We start from the raw sequence: 20,598 nt of genomic DNA, 5'->3' as shown, positions 1-20,598 counted from the left end.
TATCAAATAAAATTTATTAATTATTTTTTCAACTTAATTTAAGCATAAAAAAGTTATAATGTTGGATTATTAAATAATAAATTATTTAATATGATATTTTTAAAAAAGTTATAAAATTTATACAAGAATTTATTAAAAAAAGAAGGCACAAAATGGACAAAAAAAGAGTTTTAAGTGGAATTACGGCTACAGGAAAATTAACCATAGCAAACTATATTGGAGCAATAAAAAATATGGTTAAATTGCAAGAAAATTATGATAGCTATATATTTATCGCTGATCTCCATGCTCTAACCCTCCCTATTGAACCACATATCCTTGAAGAAAATCGTAAAAATATATACGCTTTATTTATTGCCTGTGGAATTGATCCTGAAAAATCGACCCTTTTTTTTCAATCAGATGTTATGGAACACGGTTTAATGAACTGGTTAATTTTAACAAATACAACTATTGGTGAATTATCCAGAATGACTCAATTTAAAGATAAATCTCAAAAAGTAAAAAGTTCAAATGGTATGGAAACAATTCCGACAGGACTTTTAATGTATCCAACATTGATGGTTGCTGATATTCTCTTATATGATGCTGATTTAGTGCCTGTCGGAATTGATCAGAAGCAGCATGTTGAATTAACAAGAAATATAGCTCAAAGACTAAATAATAAATTCAATATTAAATTCAAGGTTCCTGAGCCATATATACCGGAAGTTGGGGCAAAAATTATGTCACTAGTTGACCCAACTAAAAAAATGTCAAAATCAGATGCAAATGAAAAATCAGCAATTTATTTATTGGACGATCCTGAATTAGGATATAAAAAAATAATGAAAGCAGTTACTGATTCTGAAGGAAAAATTTACATCTCAGACGATAAGCCGGGCATTAAAAATTTATTATCAATTTATTCTTCACTTAAAGATATAGACTTAAGGGAAGCTGAACAACATTTCAAAGAAAAAAATTATGGTGAATTAAAGCAAGAAGTGGGCACCTTAGTTAAAGATTTTTTAACTAAAATTCAAACAAAATACAATGAAGTAATAAAAGATATCGAAAAAAAAGCAAAAAAGGGAGCACAAAAGGCTTCAAAAACCGCTTCTATTACTCTTAAAAAATTTATGAAAGGCCTAGGTTTAAATAATGAAATCAAATAATAAATTAAATCACTCAACTAGTCATCTATTAGCTGCAGCAATTTTAAAAATGTATCCAAATACAAAACTGGCAATTGGTCCTGCTATCGAGGAGGGTTTTTACTATGACTTTGAATTTGAAAATCCAATTTTTGAATCAGACTTACCTCGAATTGAAAAAACAATGAAAAAACTAGCTGAACAAGGTTATGAAATGAAAAAAGTCGAAAAAGACTTTTTCTCTTTTGAGAATCAACCCTACAAACAAGAATTATATGATAAATTCGTAAATGAAAAAAAAGAAATAACCTTCTTTCAATTCAAACACCCAAAAACTAATGAAATTTTATTCACAGATCTTTGTGCTGGTGGGCATATCGAAAATACTAAAGAAATTAAACATTTTAAATTGTTATCAATTGCAGGGGCCTATTGAAAGGGTGATTCTAATAACAAAATGCTAACAAGAATCTATGGTACTTCGTGAGAAACTAAACAAGAACTTGATGATTACATAGAAATTCTAAAAGAAAGAAGGGAAAGAGACCACCGCAAAATAGGCAAGGATCTAAACCTTTTTATGTTTAGCCAACTGTCGGGCCAAGGTTTCCCAATTTGACTCGAAGATGGAATGAAAATTCACAATTCAATCCAAAGATATGTTTTAAAGTTAGATAAAAAATTTGGTTTCACCGAGGTTTTAACTCCTCACTTTGGAGAAAAAAAATTATATGAAATAAGTGGCCACTGATCACATTATCAAGACGTTATGTTTAGCCCTATATTGATGGATAATGAAACTCTTGTGGCACGCCCTATGACTTGTCCGCATCATATAATCTTATTTAATTCAACAAGACGTTCATATCGTGATTTACCTATACGATATTCTGAACAATCTAGGTTGTACCGCTATGAAAAATCAGGTGCCCTTTCTGGATTAGAAAGAGTTAGATCTATGGATTTAACCGAAGGACATATTTTTGTTAGACCAGACCAAATTAAATCTGAATTTAAACACCTTTATAAAATGATTCTACAGGCACTCAAAGATTTTAAAATTGAAATAGACCATGTTTCGCTTTCTTTAAGGGACCCAAATGATGAAGAAAAATTCTTTAAGGATGATCAAATGTGAAACAAAGCCGAAAATGACCTTCGTGAAGTATTAAGGGAATTAAACATTGAATACAAGGAATTTATAGGTGAAGCAGCTTTTTATGGTCCAAAGGTCGATTTTCAAGTTAGAACTGCGTTAAATAGAATAATAACAATGTCAACACTTCAACTTGATTTCTTGCTCCCTCATAGATTTAACATGAAGTTTGTTAATGATAATGAAGAATTTGAAACACCTGTTTTAATTCATCGTGGCTTAATTGGAACTTATGAAAGATTTATCGCTACATTATTGGAACAAACCAAAGGTATTCTACCGTTTTGATTAAGTCCAAGACAAGTTACAATAATGCCAATTGTAAGTGATTTAAATGATTATTGTCAATCTCTATTTGAGGAATTTTTGGATTTAGATTTTAATGTTAATGTTGACTTAAGAAACGAAAGAATAAATAAAAAAATTCGCGATGCACAAATTCAAAAATCTAAATTTATAGTTATTATCGGACGCCAAGAGGTTGAAAATAACAAATTAGCTGTAAGAGAATATGGCAGCGAAAAAACCGAAATATATTCAAAAGAAGAATTTATAACCAAATTATCAATGCTGAAACGCGAATTAAAATAATTTAAAAAGTTAGGTATCCCTAACTTTTTTAAAAATTTTTACTTTTTATATATCTAATTTAGATTATAGCCTTTACACGTAATACAATTAAAATAATGTTAACAATAATTAATAATGTTAATATTGTGAATAAAGCAAGGAAAGCTCTTTTTTCACGTCATAAACCAAGTTTTTTATTGTGAGGCATTGCTTTGCATGATGAACATGAGCTCATTGCTTCTTCAGCAAAACCTGTAATAATGTATTCATGAGTCATTGATGAATTGCCTTCGTTTTCTAAATGAAATGAAACAACTAATGTATTGCCTAACTGTTTAACCTTTTCAATAATTGTTATGTATTTTGAAAATGATTTAACATCAAGAGCCGAAACTTGTGAAGCCTTTCTTGTTTCAATATTTTCAACATAAAAAGTTGTTTGTGATGCTTCTGCTTCTAAATCGATCATAGGGGTAGTTTTCATCTTTTTAACTGGCATTGGTTTATCCACCAAATCCTCCTTTTCAATATATTCAATAGCCTTTTCATTTTCAACTTTAACTTCTAATATTTTTTCAATTATGTTACGAGCTTTCTTTATATCAACACTTCCACGGTAGGCCCCGTCTTGATGAAATCACACACGAGTATCATTTTTTGATTTTTCACTAACTCTAATAAATTCTGAAACAGCATCAACAAATTCAGTAAAATTACCTGAAATTTTTTGATTTGCTTTTTTGAAATTAAATGACACTTTTTTATCATCACCAATCTTTTCAGAAATGTAATATCTTTCTAGTTTACTTTTGGTCATTATTTCCTTTCTATTGTTTTATATTTTATATAATATTATGCTTTAATTATAGACAAAAAAAATAATTTAATTCATTTATATAAACAATTTTTATTTTTTTAAGATACTAAATACTAAAAAAGCAATCATTTTCAATAAACAAGCAATGTTTTAGCAATACTTCTTATAAGAACATCAAACTAAAATTCAAGACGTTTATTATTTAATAATTCAACAATTTTTTCAACATTTTCAGGAGTTATTATAGGCTTTAATTGGCGCTTTGCATCATTCATAAAACTTGATAAATCTTTGAGTTTAGAGAAGCCTAAATATCCTGGATAATTATTAATATCAATTTTATCGATATCTTCAAATATTAAAATGCCAATCACTGGAAGATTATTAGGAAGTAAAGGAAGTAAATTATCAATATTTTTATTCAAATCCCAAAATAAGTTATTAATACAATATTGGGCTTTGGGCGTAGTCAAAAACCATTCACGATTATTATAATCACCTTCAACTAGCATAGCATTATCTTTTATATTTTTAATAACAAAAAGACCATAGCTATTTATGATTAGGGGATCACTAATAAAGGAGTCAAATTTTTCAGGTCTATATTTACCTTCCTTTATATATTTCGTGTTAGGTATAAACCTACTTATTTTCTTAATTTCGGTGTTTAGATCAACTTTATTAATTTCACTTTCTTCATTTTGCATTTCACTTCTTTTTTTGTTTTTGAAATGTCTTATAATAAAAATTAAGTCAATGATTAATATTATTGCTAACATTGTGTAAATAACAATCAACAACACCACAGCTTGTTTTTCCATTTATAAATTTCTCCTTAGACTAAAATGTGTCTTTTTTGTTTTTTATCAAGTTCACGAAAATTGGGGATAAATGATTCTAACAAATCCCGAAATGCTTTTGAGTGATTTGGATGAATTATATGGCAGACCTCATGATAGGCAACATATCTTATTATTTCTTCACTAAAATGAATTAATTTATTGCATATGCTTATCCTATGCGTCCTTATATTTATTGAAGCTCATGAAGTATTTTTTTTCATAACAATAAATTTTAGATTGTATTCTTCACCAACAATTTTTTTATATGCTTCATCAGCATAAAATTTAAATACGACAATTAGTTTTTTATTCAATTGATCATTTACATAAGTTTCAGCTAATAAAGGAGTTATTTTTTTAGAGATTTTTATTGACTCAAATTTTTCATCATCAAAAATGATAAGATTTTCTCTTATTTTAAAATTAACTTTTTTGCCTAAGTAATAAAATGTTTTCTTATTATAATCAACACCAAGAAAATATTGATTATCAATATTAATTTTTTGAGTTATTTTTAATATTGTTTCATCCACAAATCTTCAACATTCCTTAGAACATAATTTTATAATTGAACCTTGCAAAACATAATAATTATTTTCTTGCAATAGCAAAAAGGAATTATCGTAAGTATAATAAAGTTTTATTAAATATTTTTCTTTATTTATTATTCTATAAACAGTCATATTAGGGCTTTTCATATAAAAATATTTTAATAAATTAAAATAAATAATGTGTAATTATTAAAAAAAGTAACAAAAAACAAAAATAGTAACTAAATACAAAAAAATATTGCGTTTTTATGTAAAATTAGTATGCTAATTATTTTTTTTAGCAAGAAAGGCAAAAAAATGGCAAACATTAAATCAAAACAAAAAGCAATATTATCTAACGAAAAAGCTAACGCACGTAACTCAGCTATTAAATCAACTGTAAAGACTGCTATCAAAAAAGCTAAATTAGCAGCAACATCACAAGATGAAAAAGCAGCTGAATTAGTTGCTAAAGCACACCATGAAATTGATAAAGCTGTTTCAAAGGGTGTTTTACACCAAAATAATGGTGCAAGAAAAGCTAGCCGTTTAGATGCATTTATTGCTAAATCAAAGAATTAATTCTTAATAAATAATTTTTTAAAAACCGGAAAATTCCGGTTTTTATTTTTTTGCATATTTATTAATCTTAATATGCTTTTCTTTTTTAATATTAAAGACAATTACATATTCGCCCTTAATTGGCTCATTTTCTAATAATTTAATAATTTCATTTGGAGTCCCGCGATAATCTTTTTCAAAAAGTTTGGTTAACTCTTTGCATAAGTAAATATCAACTTTTTTAGAAAAAACTTCATCGAAATCTTTTAATGTACTTATTAGCTTATATGGCGATATATACGCCACATAAACACCCTCATTAATTTTTTTTAACTGATTAATTCTCTCGCCACTTTTATCTTTCAAAAAACCAATAAAGTTAAATGTAGATCCAAAGTTAGATTTTATAAATGCATGAGTAAAGGCAGTAACTCCCCCTATAACATCAACAAAAATTCCATTTTTATTCGCTTCACTAATTAAATTAAAACCAGGATCAGAAATGCAAGGCATACCAGCATCAGAAATTAAAGCAACTTTTTTTCCAGATAATATATAGGAAATAACACGGGGGGCCAATTCTTTCTCATTAAACTTATGATAAGAAATCAATTTTTTGCCTGTTATTTTAAAATTATTTAATAACTTCTTACTTACTCTTATATCTTCACACAAGATAATTTCGACTTCATTTAGAATTCTAATAGCGCGTAAAGTTATATCTTCTAAGTTTCCAATGGGGGTTCCAACGATATAAATTTTAAACTCCATAGAACTCCTCTAATTTCAACAATAAAATAGCCTTTTGTAGATTAAAGTTTGCTGCATTTTTTAGATTTACTTTAGTTTCTTGAAGAACACATAATATTTTATAAATAGGAACATAATCAAATGATGTTGGTTGTATTTTATAATCATTCAAGATTAGTAAATCATTAAATCCTTTTTTTACTTTATATATATCCATAAATGCCATGATCATAAAATTTATGATTACTTCCTTATTATCATAATTAAAATGACTAATAATTTTAACTAATAATTTTTGTGGCTCTTTATTCGAATTAACTATTGACTTGCTTAATTCTGTAAAAATAGGAATAATGTCTTCATTATATTCACTATTTGTATGAACAAAAAAATTCTTAAATGGCTTAAATTCATTAATATCTCTTGTATTTAAGGTATTATTTAATTCAATAATGAATGCACGTGATTTAATTGTACTTATAACCTGAGAAATATAATTACAAGACATTAAAACAATGGTGTTTTGGGGTGGATTTTCTAAAAACTTTAAGAGACTATTAAGTGATTGCTGTGTACCATTTTCAACAGTGTCAATTATTAGTATTTTTTTCTTATTTTTAGATAACAACGATGTTTCAGTTGTTTCATTCATAACATCAAGAATATTTTCTTTGCCAATTGTATTTTTTCTTCCATCCACATAAAAGTAAATATCACCTAGTTTAATGTCGCTAATTTTTTCAAAACATTCACCATTAACATTATTAATAAAATATAAAAAATATTCATCAAAACTTTTAATATTTTTTGATGAAAATAAATAAACTTGCCCTAATTTTTGCTCTAAGAGAGAGTTATCAATTATTTTTTTAAAAACAAAATCAATCATTATAAAATATTTTCTTTTTTAAGAATTTCTAAAACTTTCTCATATAAATCAATAATAGAACAATTTGCATCAATAACACGGTATCTAGAGCGGTTTTTTGCAATAACCTTATTATAAGCCTCTCGCAAAGAAAAATAATATGATACATCAGAAGTCTCGAATCTATCCATTCCTTCACGCATCTTAGTAATTCTTTCAACTGATATAGAGGGTTCAAGATCAAAAAATATTATTAAATCAGGTTCAGTTTTATTTGTTGCTATTTGGTTAATTATTTCTACTTTTTCCAAGCCAGCCTCACCTAAAACTCCTTGATAAACATATGATGATGTTGTATAACGATCTGTAATTACATGTTTTTCTTCCTGCAAGGCAGGCCATATACCTTTTTCAAGATTTAGGCGTCTACTTGTCGCAAAAAGCAAAGCATCAACCATCGAGCTAAATGAATTTTCATTATCAAGAATTAATTGTCGAATGTGTTCAGCCTCTTTTGAAAAAGCAGATCCTGGTTCCCTAGTAAATACAAAATTATCAATTAATCCATCCTTAATAAGATCATTCTTTAGCATTTGAATAATAGTTGTTTTTCCAGATCCGTCCATTCCTTCAAAAGCAATAAATTTACCTGTTCGACCCATAAATACTCCTACACCTTTTTCTTGTTTAATATTGACTGTTTTAACGAAATCGGATCGGCGGCATCGATTGACATTCCGAAAGGAATACCAACAGATAGCTGATACAGATCCTTATTTTTTAATTCATCTCGTATCTTTTTCTCAAGAAATTTCATTGTTATTTGGCCATTTATATCAGTATTTAAAGCTAAAATAATTTCATCATTTTTTGATGCTACACTTAATAAATGGTTGATTTTTTTAGTTGTTTCATTACTAATTTGTTTAGTATTGATATATTCATTAAAAACAAAATATTTGCCTTTTTCAATGTCCAACTGCTCAATTTTTTCAATATCATTGTTATCTTGGACTACAAAAAGTTTTTTACCTCTTTTTTTATCTAAACAAATATCACAAATATCCTTAGTAGTATATGCTAAGCATTGTGTACACTTCTTGGTTTGCTTTTGTAAGTCTATAATATCCAAAAACAATGTACTTGTGTATTCTGGATTAACCTCAAGAAAATAAGTCACAATTTTGCCTGCCTGCTTTTTTGAAATACCAGGTATCATCTTTAGAGCTTCAACGATTTTATCTCTAAGTTGTAAATTCATTAAAATGGTAACCCGCTATTTGAATACTTTGCCCCAATTTCATCATATGCAGCTTCAATTTTTTCAAGAGCCTCATTAACTGCAAGCATAACTAAATCCTGTATTAATTCAGGATCCTCAGGATCTATTAATGCTTCATTTATAATAATCTCTGTAATTTTTCTTTGGCCACTCATTGTAACCTTGATTCCTTGCTTTTCAACAACAAACTTTTGTTGAGCAACAGCTTGCTCATCCTTTTCCATTTCTCCTTGAATTCTCTTTGCATTCTTTAACATTTCATTAATGTTCATAATAATTCTCCTTACTTTTTTTTAATTTCCTTATGTCTTCACAATATCGCCAAATAATTTCTTAGCAAATTCTACATTGGGATTTTGTTTATTTTTATACTTATCTAAATTTGGCAAATTAATAATTTTAATTTCTTCACCTTTTTTGCTTGCTCAATTTTCTTTACAATATTTTATAGCATTATCAAGCTGGTTACGCGTTATTGCAACAACATTTGTGTATCTACCAAAAATGCTATTAACAGCCTCAATAAAATCAGGACTAGTTCTTTTTAAATTTAGTTGATGAACCCTTGCAATGTCTTCACTTTTTAAAACAATGAGGTCATCAATACTATAAAATATTTTAAAATCTGACAACAAAGGAATCAAATATCCAAGTTCCTTCTTAATTCTTCTTTCAATCATATTGTAATACATAGTATCAATATCTGTCTTAGCCTTGGAATCGTAATTATAAATCTTCATTCGCACGTATTGGTAAATAAAAACAAGCGAATTAACCTCATCTTGGTCTAACTCTGCCTTAAGGATTTCGACAGTCTTAGAAGGGGCAAGATCATTATACTCAGCACTAATAATATCATTTAATAAATCTGAATTCTCATATTCCTTGGCCGTTTCTACAATAAGAATTTCTGATGTTTTTTCAAGCAACTGATCAACATTTATTTCTTCAATTCCAACATCTTTGAGCTCTTTTTTGATTGATTGTGTGCTAATTTCATTAGGAGCTCCAAATTGGTTAGAAATGCTTTTAAGATCAAAAATTGAATTAAATTGTTTATGATTATCATTATTAGCAATTTCGTCATCAACCAGTTGGAAATCATTATTCAAATTATCTTGATGAACTTTTTCTTTATTATTAAATAAAAAATTATTATCTTCAATATTTTTTTTGATAATCCCATCATTTAAATTATTTTTCTTATAAGAAGACATCTTTAATAAATAAAGATCAATAAGTTCTTTGGGAATATCAGAATTTTTTGAATCTCTTATTGCGCTTTGAATTAATTCTATATATTTAAATAAAGCTTCATCATCAATATCAAGTTCACTAAGTTGCTGTTTATTAGCAATCTCTAATAATGATTCGTCATGAGTTTTTTTCATAATTATATAGTCTTTAAATGCCTTAAATATTTGTAGAACAATTTTTTCAATGCTAGCGCCATTTTCAACCAAATAATTAAACTTGTCAATTAAGGGCTTATGCTCGTTGGCACATATACATTTTATTAAGTATCAGATATTTTGAAAATCTACTATTCCAAAGAGCCTTTCTATTGCTTCTTTAGTTATTTCTTCATTTGCACAATAAATAGCAACTTGATCAGCAATACTTAACGTGTCTCTAAAACTGCCATTGCCCAAATCAACAATTAACTTAATGGCATCATCCTTTGCTACTATATTTTCTCTCTTAAAGATATTAACAAGCTGATTAAATAATACTTTTTTATCAATCTTTTTAAAGTTAAACCTTTGAACACGACTTAATATTGTTAGCGGGATCTTCCGAGGATCAGTAGTTGCTAAAATAAATATAGCATGTTTTGGCGGTTCCTCGAGAGTTTTTAGAAGAGCATTAAAAGCTGCTTTTGATAACATATGGACTTCATCAATAATATAAATTTTATATTTACCATTCGTAGGCAAATGTTTGATTTTCTCTTTAAGTTCTCGAATATCTTCAATTCCGGTATTTGAAGCAGCATCGATTTCAATAATATCAATATTATTATCAATCGATTTAATACATTCTAAACATGGACTTTCTGAGCTACGGTGGATACAATTAATAGCATTTGCAAAAATCTTTGCTGTCGAAGTTTTACCATTACCATGCGGACCACAAAATAGATAGGCATGGCCAATTTTGTTTTCATGAATAATATTTTTTAGTGTCTCTACTATGTGTTGTTGTCCACAAATTTCCTCAAATGTCTTTGGACGATATTGACGATATAGAGCTAAATATTTTTTTGTGATCACAGAACTCTCCCTAAACATAAATAATATATTTTATACCAATGTTTTAAATTTAAAAAACACAATAACCTTTAGTTAAAGGTCTATCAAAAAAGCAAAGGTATTCTATGCTATTATTGTATTAAATTATATAAGCAAAAATTATCAAAACTTCTTTTTTTAAAAAAATCATGTTAACATAAAACAAACTATTATTATTGAAATTAAAAAACATTTACTAAGTTCTAACTAATAGTAAAAAGTATTTATTTTAATATATATAATAATAAATATGAATAAAATTGATAACCTAATCAAGTCACAAATTAAGCGCAATTTCTACACATTCTTTGTATTAGTAATAGTAGCTCTATTGGCATCCGTTATACAAATAATTGCTTCAGCATTATTAAAAAAAGACATCAATAAAAATTTATTAATTGGAATATTAGCTATAATTACACTAACAAATATTATTATGTTGTTAACTAGCCTTAGCTATATGCCAATATTTAAGGAAAGAAAAAATCTTAATCATAATAAATTATTAAAAACCGTTTTCGGTCTAGTTATTGCTTTAATTGCTTTTATTTTAATTTTTTTTCTACTAATATTTCTAATCAACGGGACTCACCAGGCTATAATAAATGCTTACTTACAAAAAAATCTACATAGTAAAGAAAAGAATATTAATTTATTCATGAATTTAAAAATAATCAAGTTAATTTTTGATTCTCTTCTAATTTTAAATATAATTACAATATTGGGAATAAATATTACAATTAAAAAAAGAGGTGGCATCTTAAATGAAATACGTTAAATCATGCGGCGCAGTAGTGTTAAATAATATTGAATCTAAATTATATGTTTTGCTTGTTCAACAAACAGCCGGCCATTGGACATTTCCTAAGGGACATATGGAAAAAAATGAGACGGAGATCGAAACAACACTAAGAGAAGTTAAAGAAGAAACAAATGTTGATATTGAAATCATTGATGGCTTCAAAGAAAAAACAACATATTCTCCATTCAAAAACACAACTAAAGATGTTATATTTTTTTTAGCAAAACCAAAAAATTTTGATATAAAAAATAAGCCGGGAGAAATAGAAATAGTTGAGTGAGTTGGAATTGAAGAAGCTATGGTGAATCGCATTACTCATGACTCAAACCGGGAAGTACTCCAAAAAGCTGTAAATTACTACATCATTAATTGTTGAAAATATAATAAATAAAATCTGGATTTAATCCAGATTTTTTATTATTTCTTTCCGCCAGGGATATCAATTATATCAATGATAGGTGCGTGACCTTGAATTCCGCCTGAAAATAAATTGTAAAGATCACCTCATTTTGTATCTTCATTTATGATGGTTTCTTTTTTAGAGGATGTTGATTCACTTTTTTGTTCTTGTTTTTGTTTAGATTCTGTTTTTGGTTTAGTTTGCATTTGACTAGGTTCATCATCCTCATCTCACGGAACATTTAACTCAGGCTCATCTTTCGGCACTTCAGTATCGTATAAATTATCATTATGGATAGTTATATCCTTATTATTGTGTGAATTATCTATTGAAAATCCAAATCTTTGTCCTTTTCCTTCTTTCGCCTTATCGTATTTGTTATACAAGTATCTATTAAAAAATGTGTCAATAATTCTTTTAATTTCATCATTAGAAGGATCGTTGTAATCAATTTCAATTTTTGGAGCTTCATTTTTTATATTATTTATAAGATTATTGTTAGTATTGATTGAATCAACTGAGTCTAGTTTAATAGCATTTTTAATTAATAGATCTTTAATTGGTTTATTTTGTTTTATTAAATCTGTAAGGACTTTTTTTGAATGATGTTTCTTTAAATCTTCATAAACAATTTTAATATTATCGCCAAACTGTTGATTTTTATCTTCATTTGGAGTTTCTGGTTTCTTTGGTTCAGCTGGTTTTTCTGGTTTCTTTGGTTCAGCTGGTTTTTCTGGTTTTTCTGGTTTAGCAGGATTTGCACATGATAGAGCTATAACTGGTGTTGCCAAAGCAGGTAAAAATCCTATAAAAAGTAATTTGCTTTTTTTCATTTTTCTCCTTAATGTTTAATCGAGTTTATAAAGCATATTTTATAGTATTTTTTTTTTTTTTTTGTTTTGGCAAAATTTCGCGATTAATGCTCTAATTATGACCAAAATTTTAGACAAAGCCAAGGCATTTATGAAGGCACTTTTTACTACTTAGCATTATTCTAATTTACGTCTTTGATCTAATGAAAACATATTTATTGCGAAAATATCACTAACATAGATTTGTTTTATTTAATTAATTATTCAATCATTAAACTTAAGGAATAAAAAATGGCAAAACAGCTATTTTTTTGAACAAATTAATTTAATCTATTCTTTTTGTTGTGGAATCAAAACCCTTTAATTTTAGTTTAAATTCACGCAAAACTTCATTCTTTTGATTATTAAGAATTTCAATTATTTCTTCTGCGATTTTTCCTTCAGAAACTAGCCGTTTTCTTTCTGATTCAATTAAGAAGTTAATAAATTCATTTGCGGCATTAATGCTTTCTTGAATATTGTTTGGATTAATATTATTTGCCAATCAAGGAAAATCAATTTGGCTATTTGAGGAAGGCAACGCCTCATAGTTATTCAACAAATTAATGTTACATTCCATTGCTATTCTATCAGTAAATTCCTTATTTTTTTTGATCATACTGAACTGAAACGAGCTCACAATTATAATAAGCTGCTTATTATATATTTGCAAACAGTTCTAATTTTTTTTATAAATAAGAAACTAAAAATCGTATCCTATATTTAGACACAGATTTTTATATAAATTTACTTTTTTTCAACGCTTGCTGAATTTTTTAATCATAATTTATTCAATTTATAAGCATTTTTTATAGTTTTTCCTTACAAAGTATCCTTACTTACTAAAAAATAAAATTATCTAGTTCATTTTCTCATCCGACACCTTTTTTTGTGGAGTATCTAAGATTATATTTTTGGTAATGAATTTCCAACCAATCAATTTTTAATATGTTTATTTTTATGTCTAATATCATTTAGAGTATCCTTTGGCAGAATATTTTTAATAGTTTCATAAACTGATTGTAAATCATTTTTGTTCACTAGTTTTAGAATTTATAGATGTTAGATTTTTAGTGGTTTGGTTTGTTTTATAAGTAAGGGCTGCAAATTACTACTATTAATGTTGGCTAAAGTTCTGAAAAGTAATTTTCTTTTTTTATTATTCTCCTCTTGTTCTATTTGAACAATGGGGCTTTTTGTATATAATTTTCAATTTTTATTCACAAAATATCTAGGCTTTTGAATATGCATCGCATTTTTTGTTCTTAACTTCAACAAGGTATTTTAGCTTAAAAACGGCATTTTTTAGCCATGCTTAATAAGTTTTATTCGCATTTTAATATTAATTTTTAACCCTATTGATAATAAAAACCAGACTTATGTCTGGTTTAGAATAAAAAATTAATTATTATAAAATTTAATTTATTTGAAATGTAAAGCCATCTTTATCACTTTGGATACCATAGTTTCCTAAACTACCGCTAAGTAGATTTGCAAAATAATCGGCCAATTTACTTGCATCTTGTGTTGTTTGTAAAACTTTTGGCTTAGATGGTTCATCATCTTCATCCCATGGTTGATTATGGTCCGGTTCATAAAATTCTCATGGAATATTTTCCTCTGGCAGATCTAGCGGATACACATCAAAATCAAAGGTTCCTCCTTCATCAAGAGGAAAATCAAACCCTTGTTTTCCTTCTTTTGATCTATCATAATGTTTATATAAATTCTTGTAATAAAAATTATCAATTACATTCTTAATTTCTTCATTAGTTGGATCACCAAAATCAATTTCAATTTTTGGTGCTTCATTTTTTATATTATTTATAAGATTATTGTTAGTATTGATTGAATCAACTGAGTCTAGTTTAATAGCATTCTTAATTAATAGATCTTTAATTGGTTTATTTTGTTTTATTAAGTCTGTAAGAACTTCTTTTGAATGATGTTTCTTTAAATCTTCATAAACAATTTTAATATTATCGCCAAACTGTTGATTTTTATCTTTATTTGGAGTTTCTGGTTTCTTTGGTTCTGGGTTTTCTGGTTTCTTTGGTTCAGCTGGTTTTTCTGGTTTTTCTGGCTTAGCAGGATTTGCACATGATAGAGCTATAACCGGTGTTGCCAAAACAGGTAAAAATCCTAGAAAAAGTAATTTGCTTTTTTTCATTTTGCTCCTTAAAATTTTATGAATTCAGGCTATTCCCAAACATTTTTTAATTATGTCTAGAAGAATTGGCGCAAGTCATAATTATAATTTATTTTTTTTTTTTTTTTGTTTTTGGTTAAAAAAGATAATTTAAACTGGTTTGAGAATAAACTATATCTAAACCTATTACTTCAATTTCAATTAAAATTAAGAAGAAAAAATAAAGATAGATATTTAAAAACCATATATTAAGACACAATTGATAACATAATATTTTTTTATAATTTAATTCTTTCTTCGTCATTAAGGTTTTTAAAATAATCATTTTCTTAATTGATTAATTTCTATCATGTTTATCGGTCTTCGCGATTTACTTAAAGACCATCCACAGGAAATATTTATTTAATTCACTATAACAAGGTTTAACATTGCCTTTAGATTCTTATTTTTTCTTTTTTCCTATATGAATTTCTAAAACTTGCTAAATTATTAATTTTTAGTCTATAAATAATTTCTTATTTGTTTCATTGGTTTATCTAATTTAGCAAGGTTTGAATAAGTTTAGTTAATAATTAATTTGCTAGAATAACAAAACAAAAATTAGTATAATTTTGTACATTATTTTAGCTCAAAGGCATATTTTGATACAATTAAGCAAGCTAGGATTGCTAAATAGACAAAAATATATTTAGTTGTTTTTCAAGACATTTAAACTGAGCACAAATACAAAAAAAACACAAAAGTAAACATAATCAATTATCCATCTTTTATTTTTGGAAGTAATTTAAAAATTAAATAATTTAAACTAAAAAACCTATGCTAATTAAGTTTATGCTTTTTGCAACAACCATGCATTGTTATCAATTTAATGTAAGCAAAAAAGCTTTATATTATTACTAATTGCTTTTTTAGTTACTATTAACCCTATTTACCTAGGAAAATAGTGATAATGTAATATAATATTTTTATTAATAAAACCTAATACTAAGGAGAAAATATGCGAAAAATAAGTTGATTTTTCTTAGGTCTTTTACCAACAATAGCAACCGCAGCGGTTGCATTTTCATGTGTAAATACAAAAACACATAATATACCAAACCCAAAACCTAGCCCTGATAAAATATCTGATACTCCTAAGAAAAAACCTAAAGTTAAAGAACAAAAAAATGATTTACAATCAGTTTATGAAACTATTAAAAGTATTCTACCAAAGGATACTCTAAATGATATTAGACATAAAAATAAACATATTAAAAATTTATTGATTGGAAATTTATTACCAAAAGATCTTATCCCTGATCTTCCAAAGGATCAAGACACTAGCTCAAATATTTTGAATGGTTTTAAAGGACCAAAATTTGAAATTGATTTTAGTGACCCAACTAATGAATTAATCAAAAAAACAATTGATAATTTATACTACAAACAATGATATAAATACTATGATAAATCCAAAGATGACGGAAAACAACATGCTTTTGATTTTCCACTAGAAGATGACTATATCGAAAATGAGTTAGATATATTCCCTTCAAATGAACCTGAATCAAGCGAACCATGAGAAAACCATGAACCAAATCATAATAGTCCTTGAGAGTGAGATGAAGGCGCTGATGAAGTCTCTCCAAACGAACCAGAGCATAATGAACCTTGAATTTCTGATGATGAAGAAGGATTGAGTAGTCCTGCTGCATTAGCAACTAAACTTATTGAATCTCTAAGGGGGGAATTAAATATCATCTATGATATGAATGATAATTTGGTTCCGTTATCTAAACTAAAATCACCTAACAAAAAAAAAATTGGTTGATGAAATTAAAAAAGAATTTAGAAATTTAATTAGTACTGAAACACAAAAAATAAATCCTGTATATAATAATAAAATTTTTGGAAAAGAAGTATCTGCAACAACTACTGAAATTCAAAACTATTTTGAAAAATTAATAAATGATAGCACAACCGTTGGTCAAGTGTTGGAATATATTAGTACAGTAAAAAAATATGTCGAAACCGAAATAATGCTAGCAAACATGTATAAACCTTTTGAAGATTTTGGAAATACATTTAGCATTGAAGGAAACAAAAAATTAAATGAATTACAACTAAAAAATATTAAGTACAATAAGCAAAAACTTATAGAATATCGTAATAACGCATTAGATATATTAAGAAAAAGAAATGAATTTAGTGAATGATTGAAGGAACCAAACCATAATTTTTACTCTAAAACTAATGGCTACGTTGAAAAAATGAAAAACTTCACAAATCAAATCAAAGAGGCATATCAACTTAAAGTTGAAGCAACAAAAAGTATTTTTCTGATTGGTATAGATGACAATAAAGGTCTCAAGCAAAAATACACAGAACAACAAATTATTGACGCCCTTCAAAATAATAATTCAAAACCAAAAGAATTAACTAGCAAAATAGTTGACGATGCACTATTTGGTTGATTATTTGACAAGAAAATTCACAATGTTTTCTTAAAAAAGAAAGGTGGAATAATTGATTACACAAGCCCAAGTGGCTTCACAACAGTTGAATTTCTTGGAAAGATTGAAAAAAGGAATGGAATAAATAAATTAGTTCTTTATGTTGCTTATAAATTTAATAATAAGGTAAAAGGTGATTTTTCAATTACTTTTACAAACCATTCAAAACAACAAAGCTATATTGAATTTAAAAAACAATAATTTAACACTAGCAACGCTTGCTAGTGTTTTTTTATCAAAACATAAAGATAAACTATACAAAATTGAAGGGTCACATATCGATTATTAAAACTTAGTTATTTTGATAAAATTTATATATTATTTTTATATTTAAAGAGGTTTATAAATTTATGGATAAAAATGAGTTATTCAAACAAAGATTAATTAAATACATGGAAATTGAGGCTATGTCGCGTTATGAAGAGCCTGTGGTTAATGAGTTGAAAAAATCACTAGGAAATAAAAAATTTGAGATTAGTAGAGATAACCTTGGATCAGTTATATTTAGAAAGAAATCAAAAAATCCTAGTGCGCCAAAAGTTATGATTGCTGCACATATGGATGAAGTAGGGTTTCTAGTTAGAAACATAGATAAAAAGGGACAACTCTATTTATCTCCTGTTGGAGGTATTTGACCATCAACAGTAATTGGAACAAAAGCAAAATTAGTAACAGAGGAAGGCAAAACCTTTAATGGCGTTTTTGGCCACACAAGCATACACATTATGCAAGAAAATGAAATTTCAAAAGCAATTTCTAATAATGAAATTTATGCTGATTTTGGTTTTAAATCAGATGAAGATGCCAAAGAACAAGGAGTTGGCGTAGGTGACTTAGTATACATGTCAGGTGAAACTATACTATTTAATGATCCTAATTTATTGGGCGGAAAAGCAATGGATAATAGAGCTGGTATAACTGTTCTAGAATACGTTGCTAATGCCATCAACGATAAAGATCTTGATGTTGATCTCTACTTAGTTGGCACAGTGCAAGAAGAGGTAGGAACAAGAGGGGCTAGAACTAGTGTTTCATTAATTAAGCCAAACATAGCAATTGCTCTTGATACATGCGCATCACATGACACTCCTAACACAATCCCAGGAAATACTTTATTATACAAGGGTGCTGCTCTAAGAATAAAGGATCGTGGTACAATGATGGACCCAAAATTAGTTAAAGAATTTCAAAACATATCAAAAAAATATAACATACCTACATATAAATTTGTTGCAATGGGAGGAGGAACAGATGCTCATGAACTTCAATTTGCTCATGGTGGTGCAGCGACTCTAACCATTTCTTTACCACAAAGATATTTACATAGCCCTATAGGTGTTTGTGCAATTTCAGACTTAATTGCTGCCGGAGATTTATTAATTAATTTTCTTCAGGACTTTAATTTAGAAAAATGAGAGGATATCAAATACAAGTAGGAAATATCAAAAGCACATAAATAAAATCGTGTTTAAACTAGTAATATAGTAAATTTTGCGCAAATTTATCTCCTGCTTACTTTTTGAGTAAGAGATTTGAAAATAGCAATCACACAAATCTAAATTTATTAGACAAAAATAACCAGAATTATCAAGCACGTCTTGATAATTTTTCTTATTTATTTCATAAGAAATTATTTTGCTTTCTTCATCCACTTTAAAATCAAAATAATTTCCATATGTTCTATAAATATCTTCATTTAAGTATTCAATATTTTCAAGTTGTTTTGATAATATATTTAAAACCGTATTATATTTTTCAACTTCTAATGATGCTTTTTGTTCATTATAAAACATATAAATAAAATACTTGGATGTTGAATTTGTAAAAGCTTGCTCGTATGTTTTTCAAGCAAAAACTTTATGTTCAAAAATTAAATTTTCAGCATTTTTATATATTTTATCCTTGTTTTTATTTAATAAACTACTTAATCTTTTGTTATAAGTTTCTGCCATAATTATAAAGTTAATGTTTTCAGAAATTTTCAATATTATCTTTTGAAAAATAGCCGCAATCCAATACTAAAGTTACTGATTTATAACGCAAATTTAAAACTTTATCAATCATTTTTTTGTAGTAACTTACATCAAAAACTGATTTGGGATATAAATCATAAAAAATTGGTAACCCAGTCTTTTGATCTAAACAATATGATAAGTTTATTTGAGGAAGTCCTTCATCAACCTTTGGCTTTCCATATTCAGCATGTTTCATGTTTTTTGAGCTTATATTAAAGTTCATTGAATCGACAGATAAATATGCGTCATCCGAATATTCTAAATATGTTCTTAATTGTTTTATCATCTATAATTAAATTCAAGTATTTTTTTGTTGTTATATCTTTATACAAAAGCGTTGATATCGTTGAGTTTGAAGAAATTGAAAATAAACCAGAAAAATTTTTATATGCCCACTTTTCAAATAATTGCGAAACCATAGATTCTTCATCAATATAATAAGATGCCAATGCCTTTATTAATTCACTTTTTGTGTTAAAAATATTTTTTAATTGTTCATCTATATACAAATCTTTAAAAATTTTAGTTATTACCAAATATTGCCCGATAGAAACAACAGATAATATTTTTTATCATCTTCTATGATTGTTATTTTTGTGTCTGGAAAAATTAAAAAATACTTATCGTTTGGTATTATTAAGTTGTCATTTTTTTGGATCTATTTTGCCAATATTAACTCTCTTATCGATATTATATTTTTTATCTTTTTTATATTTTGTTCCTGCGAGATAATATACATATTTATTATCGTCTTTTCTTATAATTTGAACCTTTTTAGGCATTTTGACTCTTTGGTCTTTTATTATCATTTTTACCTCATTTTATTTAGTTTATTTATAACTAAATAAAAATACTTTTCGAACAAAAAATGTAAAAAAATGCTGATTTTTTCAAATTTAATTCTTTTTTGTTTTTTGCTTGAGTTTTATAAAATAATTTACAAAATTACTTCAAGTTTAGGGTAAAAAGTATAATAAAAAAAGCCAAGACTGGCTTTTTGTTCCCTGAAAACTGAATATCGACTTTTTTTGTTTTAGATAACTTCTATAGAATCACTATTAAACCAATCAATTTATTAGTACTGGT

At 26.9% G+C, this 20,598-nt stretch carries 23 protein-coding genes; 8 read left to right on the top strand and 15 right to left on the bottom strand.

The window, feature by feature from the left end; genetic code table 4:
- Window positions 1–152: 152 nt before the first annotated feature.
- Window positions 153–1,157 carry a tryptophan--tRNA ligase gene (trpS, locus tag ACWXVQ_RS00115; protein WP_455994211.1) on the top strand — a complete coding sequence of 335 codons (1,005 nt, stop codon included), beginning with the start codon at window positions 153–155 and terminating at the stop codon, window positions 1,155–1,157.
- Window positions 1,144–2,883: a threonine--tRNA ligase gene (gene thrS, locus ACWXVQ_RS00110; RefSeq protein ID WP_455994717.1), complete on the top strand. Its 1,740-nt coding sequence runs from the start codon at window positions 1,144–1,146 to the stop codon at window positions 2,881–2,883. Before trpS ends, thrS begins: the two co-directional genes overlap by 14 nt.
- Before the next feature lie 58 nt (window positions 2,884–2,941).
- On the opposite strand, the gene ACWXVQ_RS00105 is transcribed toward thrS, so the two are convergent.
- From ACWXVQ_RS00105 to ACWXVQ_RS00095, 3 genes are all read right to left on the bottom strand, one after another.
- On the bottom strand, window positions 2,942–3,679 hold the full coding sequence (locus ACWXVQ_RS00105; protein WP_438340690.1) for a hypothetical protein: 738 nt from the start codon (window positions 3,677–3,679) through the stop codon (window positions 2,942–2,944).
- A gap of 179 nt (window positions 3,680–3,858) precedes the next feature.
- Window positions 3,859–4,500 (bottom strand): hypothetical protein, encoded by a 642-nt coding sequence (locus tag ACWXVQ_RS00100; protein WP_456013132.1) that lies wholly within the window; start codon window positions 4,498–4,500, stop codon window positions 3,859–3,861.
- Between the two features lie 14 nt (window positions 4,501–4,514).
- Window positions 4,515–5,219, bottom strand: a complete 705-nt coding sequence (locus ACWXVQ_RS00095) for a YgjP-like metallopeptidase domain-containing protein (RefSeq protein WP_455966066.1) — start codon at window positions 5,217–5,219, stop codon at window positions 4,515–4,517.
- Window positions 5,220–5,369: 150 nt separating this feature from the next.
- Between ACWXVQ_RS00095 and rpsT the strand changes: the two genes are divergently transcribed.
- Window positions 5,370–5,633, top strand: coding sequence for a 30S ribosomal protein S20 (gene rpsT / locus ACWXVQ_RS00090; RefSeq protein WP_438340687.1), 264 nt, complete (start codon window positions 5,370–5,372; stop codon window positions 5,631–5,633).
- Window positions 5,634–5,675: 42 nt separating this feature from the next.
- Here rpsT and rsmI read toward each other — a convergent pair whose 3' ends face one another.
- From rsmI to dnaX, 6 genes are read right to left on the bottom strand one after another with little or no spacing between them, the layout of a single operon-like run.
- Entirely contained in the window at window positions 5,676–6,383 is a 708-nt protein-coding gene (gene rsmI / locus ACWXVQ_RS00085) for a 16S rRNA (cytidine(1402)-2'-O)-methyltransferase (protein WP_444705043.1), read from the bottom strand.
- Complete coding sequence (locus ACWXVQ_RS00080) at window positions 6,373–7,251, bottom strand: hypothetical protein (RefSeq protein ID WP_455966068.1); 879 nt, start codon at window positions 7,249–7,251, stop codon at window positions 6,373–6,375. Before ACWXVQ_RS00080 ends, rsmI begins: the two co-directional genes overlap by 11 nt.
- On the bottom strand, window positions 7,251–7,892 hold the full coding sequence (gene tmk, locus ACWXVQ_RS00075) for a dTMP kinase (RefSeq protein WP_456013130.1): 642 nt from the start codon (window positions 7,890–7,892) through the stop codon (window positions 7,251–7,253). The genes ACWXVQ_RS00080 and tmk overlap by 1 nt, the downstream gene beginning before the upstream one ends.
- 8 nt (window positions 7,893–7,900) lie before the next feature.
- Complete coding sequence (locus tag ACWXVQ_RS00070) at window positions 7,901–8,491, bottom strand: toprim domain-containing protein (protein WP_438340683.1); 591 nt, start codon at window positions 8,489–8,491, stop codon at window positions 7,901–7,903.
- Window positions 8,491–8,784: a YbaB/EbfC family nucleoid-associated protein gene (locus ACWXVQ_RS00065; protein ID WP_438340682.1), complete on the bottom strand. Its 294-nt coding sequence runs from the start codon at window positions 8,782–8,784 to the stop codon at window positions 8,491–8,493. Before ACWXVQ_RS00065 ends, ACWXVQ_RS00070 begins: the two co-directional genes overlap by 1 nt.
- A gap of 30 nt (window positions 8,785–8,814) precedes the next feature.
- Entirely contained in the window at window positions 8,815–10,803 is a 1,989-nt protein-coding gene (gene dnaX / locus ACWXVQ_RS00060; protein WP_456013128.1) for a DNA polymerase III subunit gamma/tau, read from the bottom strand.
- Window positions 10,804–11,053: 250 nt separating this feature from the next.
- Between dnaX and ACWXVQ_RS00055 the strand changes: the two genes are divergently transcribed.
- Window positions 11,054–11,581, top strand: coding sequence for a hypothetical protein (locus ACWXVQ_RS00055; RefSeq protein ID WP_438340680.1), 528 nt, complete (start codon window positions 11,054–11,056; stop codon window positions 11,579–11,581).
- Window positions 11,568–11,996 carry a bis(5'-nucleosyl)-tetraphosphatase gene (locus ACWXVQ_RS00050; RefSeq protein ID WP_444705039.1) on the top strand — a complete coding sequence of 143 codons (429 nt, stop codon included), beginning with the start codon at window positions 11,568–11,570 and terminating at the stop codon, window positions 11,994–11,996. The genes ACWXVQ_RS00055 and ACWXVQ_RS00050 overlap by 14 nt, the downstream gene beginning before the upstream one ends.
- 26 nt (window positions 11,997–12,022) lie before the next feature.
- On the opposite strand, the gene ACWXVQ_RS00045 is transcribed toward ACWXVQ_RS00050, so the two are convergent.
- The 3 genes from ACWXVQ_RS00045 to ACWXVQ_RS00035 form a co-directional block, all read right to left on the bottom strand.
- Entirely contained in the window at window positions 12,023–12,838 is an 816-nt protein-coding gene (locus ACWXVQ_RS00045) for a hypothetical protein (RefSeq protein WP_456013126.1), read from the bottom strand.
- 304 nt (window positions 12,839–13,142) lie between these two features.
- Window positions 13,143–13,475 carry a hypothetical protein gene (locus ACWXVQ_RS00040; RefSeq protein WP_456013124.1) on the bottom strand — a complete coding sequence of 111 codons (333 nt, stop codon included), beginning with the start codon at window positions 13,473–13,475 and terminating at the stop codon, window positions 13,143–13,145.
- Between the two features lie 798 nt (window positions 13,476–14,273).
- Window positions 14,274–15,026, bottom strand: coding sequence for a hypothetical protein (locus ACWXVQ_RS00035; RefSeq protein ID WP_456013123.1), 753 nt, complete (start codon window positions 15,024–15,026; stop codon window positions 14,274–14,276).
- A 976-nt stretch (window positions 15,027–16,002) separates the two neighbouring features.
- Here ACWXVQ_RS00035 and ACWXVQ_RS00030 point away from each other — a divergent pair.
- From ACWXVQ_RS00030 to ACWXVQ_RS00020, 3 genes are all read left to right on the top strand, one after another.
- Entirely contained in the window at window positions 16,003–16,824 is an 822-nt protein-coding gene (locus ACWXVQ_RS00030; protein WP_456013122.1) for a hypothetical protein, read from the top strand.
- Complete coding sequence (locus ACWXVQ_RS00025) at window positions 16,808–17,698, top strand: hypothetical protein (RefSeq protein ID WP_456013121.1); 891 nt, start codon at window positions 16,808–16,810, stop codon at window positions 17,696–17,698. The genes ACWXVQ_RS00030 and ACWXVQ_RS00025 overlap by 17 nt, the downstream gene beginning before the upstream one ends.
- Before the next feature lie 149 nt (window positions 17,699–17,847).
- Complete coding sequence (locus tag ACWXVQ_RS00020; RefSeq protein WP_456013120.1) at window positions 17,848–18,933, top strand: M42 family metallopeptidase; 1,086 nt, start codon at window positions 17,848–17,850, stop codon at window positions 18,931–18,933.
- On the opposite strand, the gene ACWXVQ_RS00015 is transcribed toward ACWXVQ_RS00020, so the two are convergent.
- From ACWXVQ_RS00015 to ACWXVQ_RS00005, 3 genes are all read right to left on the bottom strand, one after another.
- A complete protein-coding gene (locus ACWXVQ_RS00015; RefSeq protein ID WP_456013119.1) occupies window positions 18,901–19,449 on the bottom strand; it encodes a hypothetical protein in 549 nt (182 codons plus the stop codon). The genes ACWXVQ_RS00020 and ACWXVQ_RS00015 overlap by 33 nt on opposite strands.
- A 10-nt stretch (window positions 19,450–19,459) precedes the next feature.
- Complete coding sequence (locus ACWXVQ_RS00010) at window positions 19,460–19,798, bottom strand: transposase (RefSeq protein ID WP_456013118.1); 339 nt, start codon at window positions 19,796–19,798, stop codon at window positions 19,460–19,462.
- Between the two features lie 334 nt (window positions 19,799–20,132).
- Entirely contained in the window at window positions 20,133–20,321 is a 189-nt protein-coding gene (locus ACWXVQ_RS00005; protein WP_456013117.1) for a hypothetical protein, read from the bottom strand.
- Between the last annotated feature and the right edge of the window lie 277 nt (window positions 20,322–20,598).

The sequence above is a fragment of the Mycoplasma sp. 527 genome (assembly GCF_053851595.1).
The sequence above is the reverse complement of the archived record's forward strand: the minus strand, read 5'-3'. Positions and strand labels throughout refer to the sequence as shown.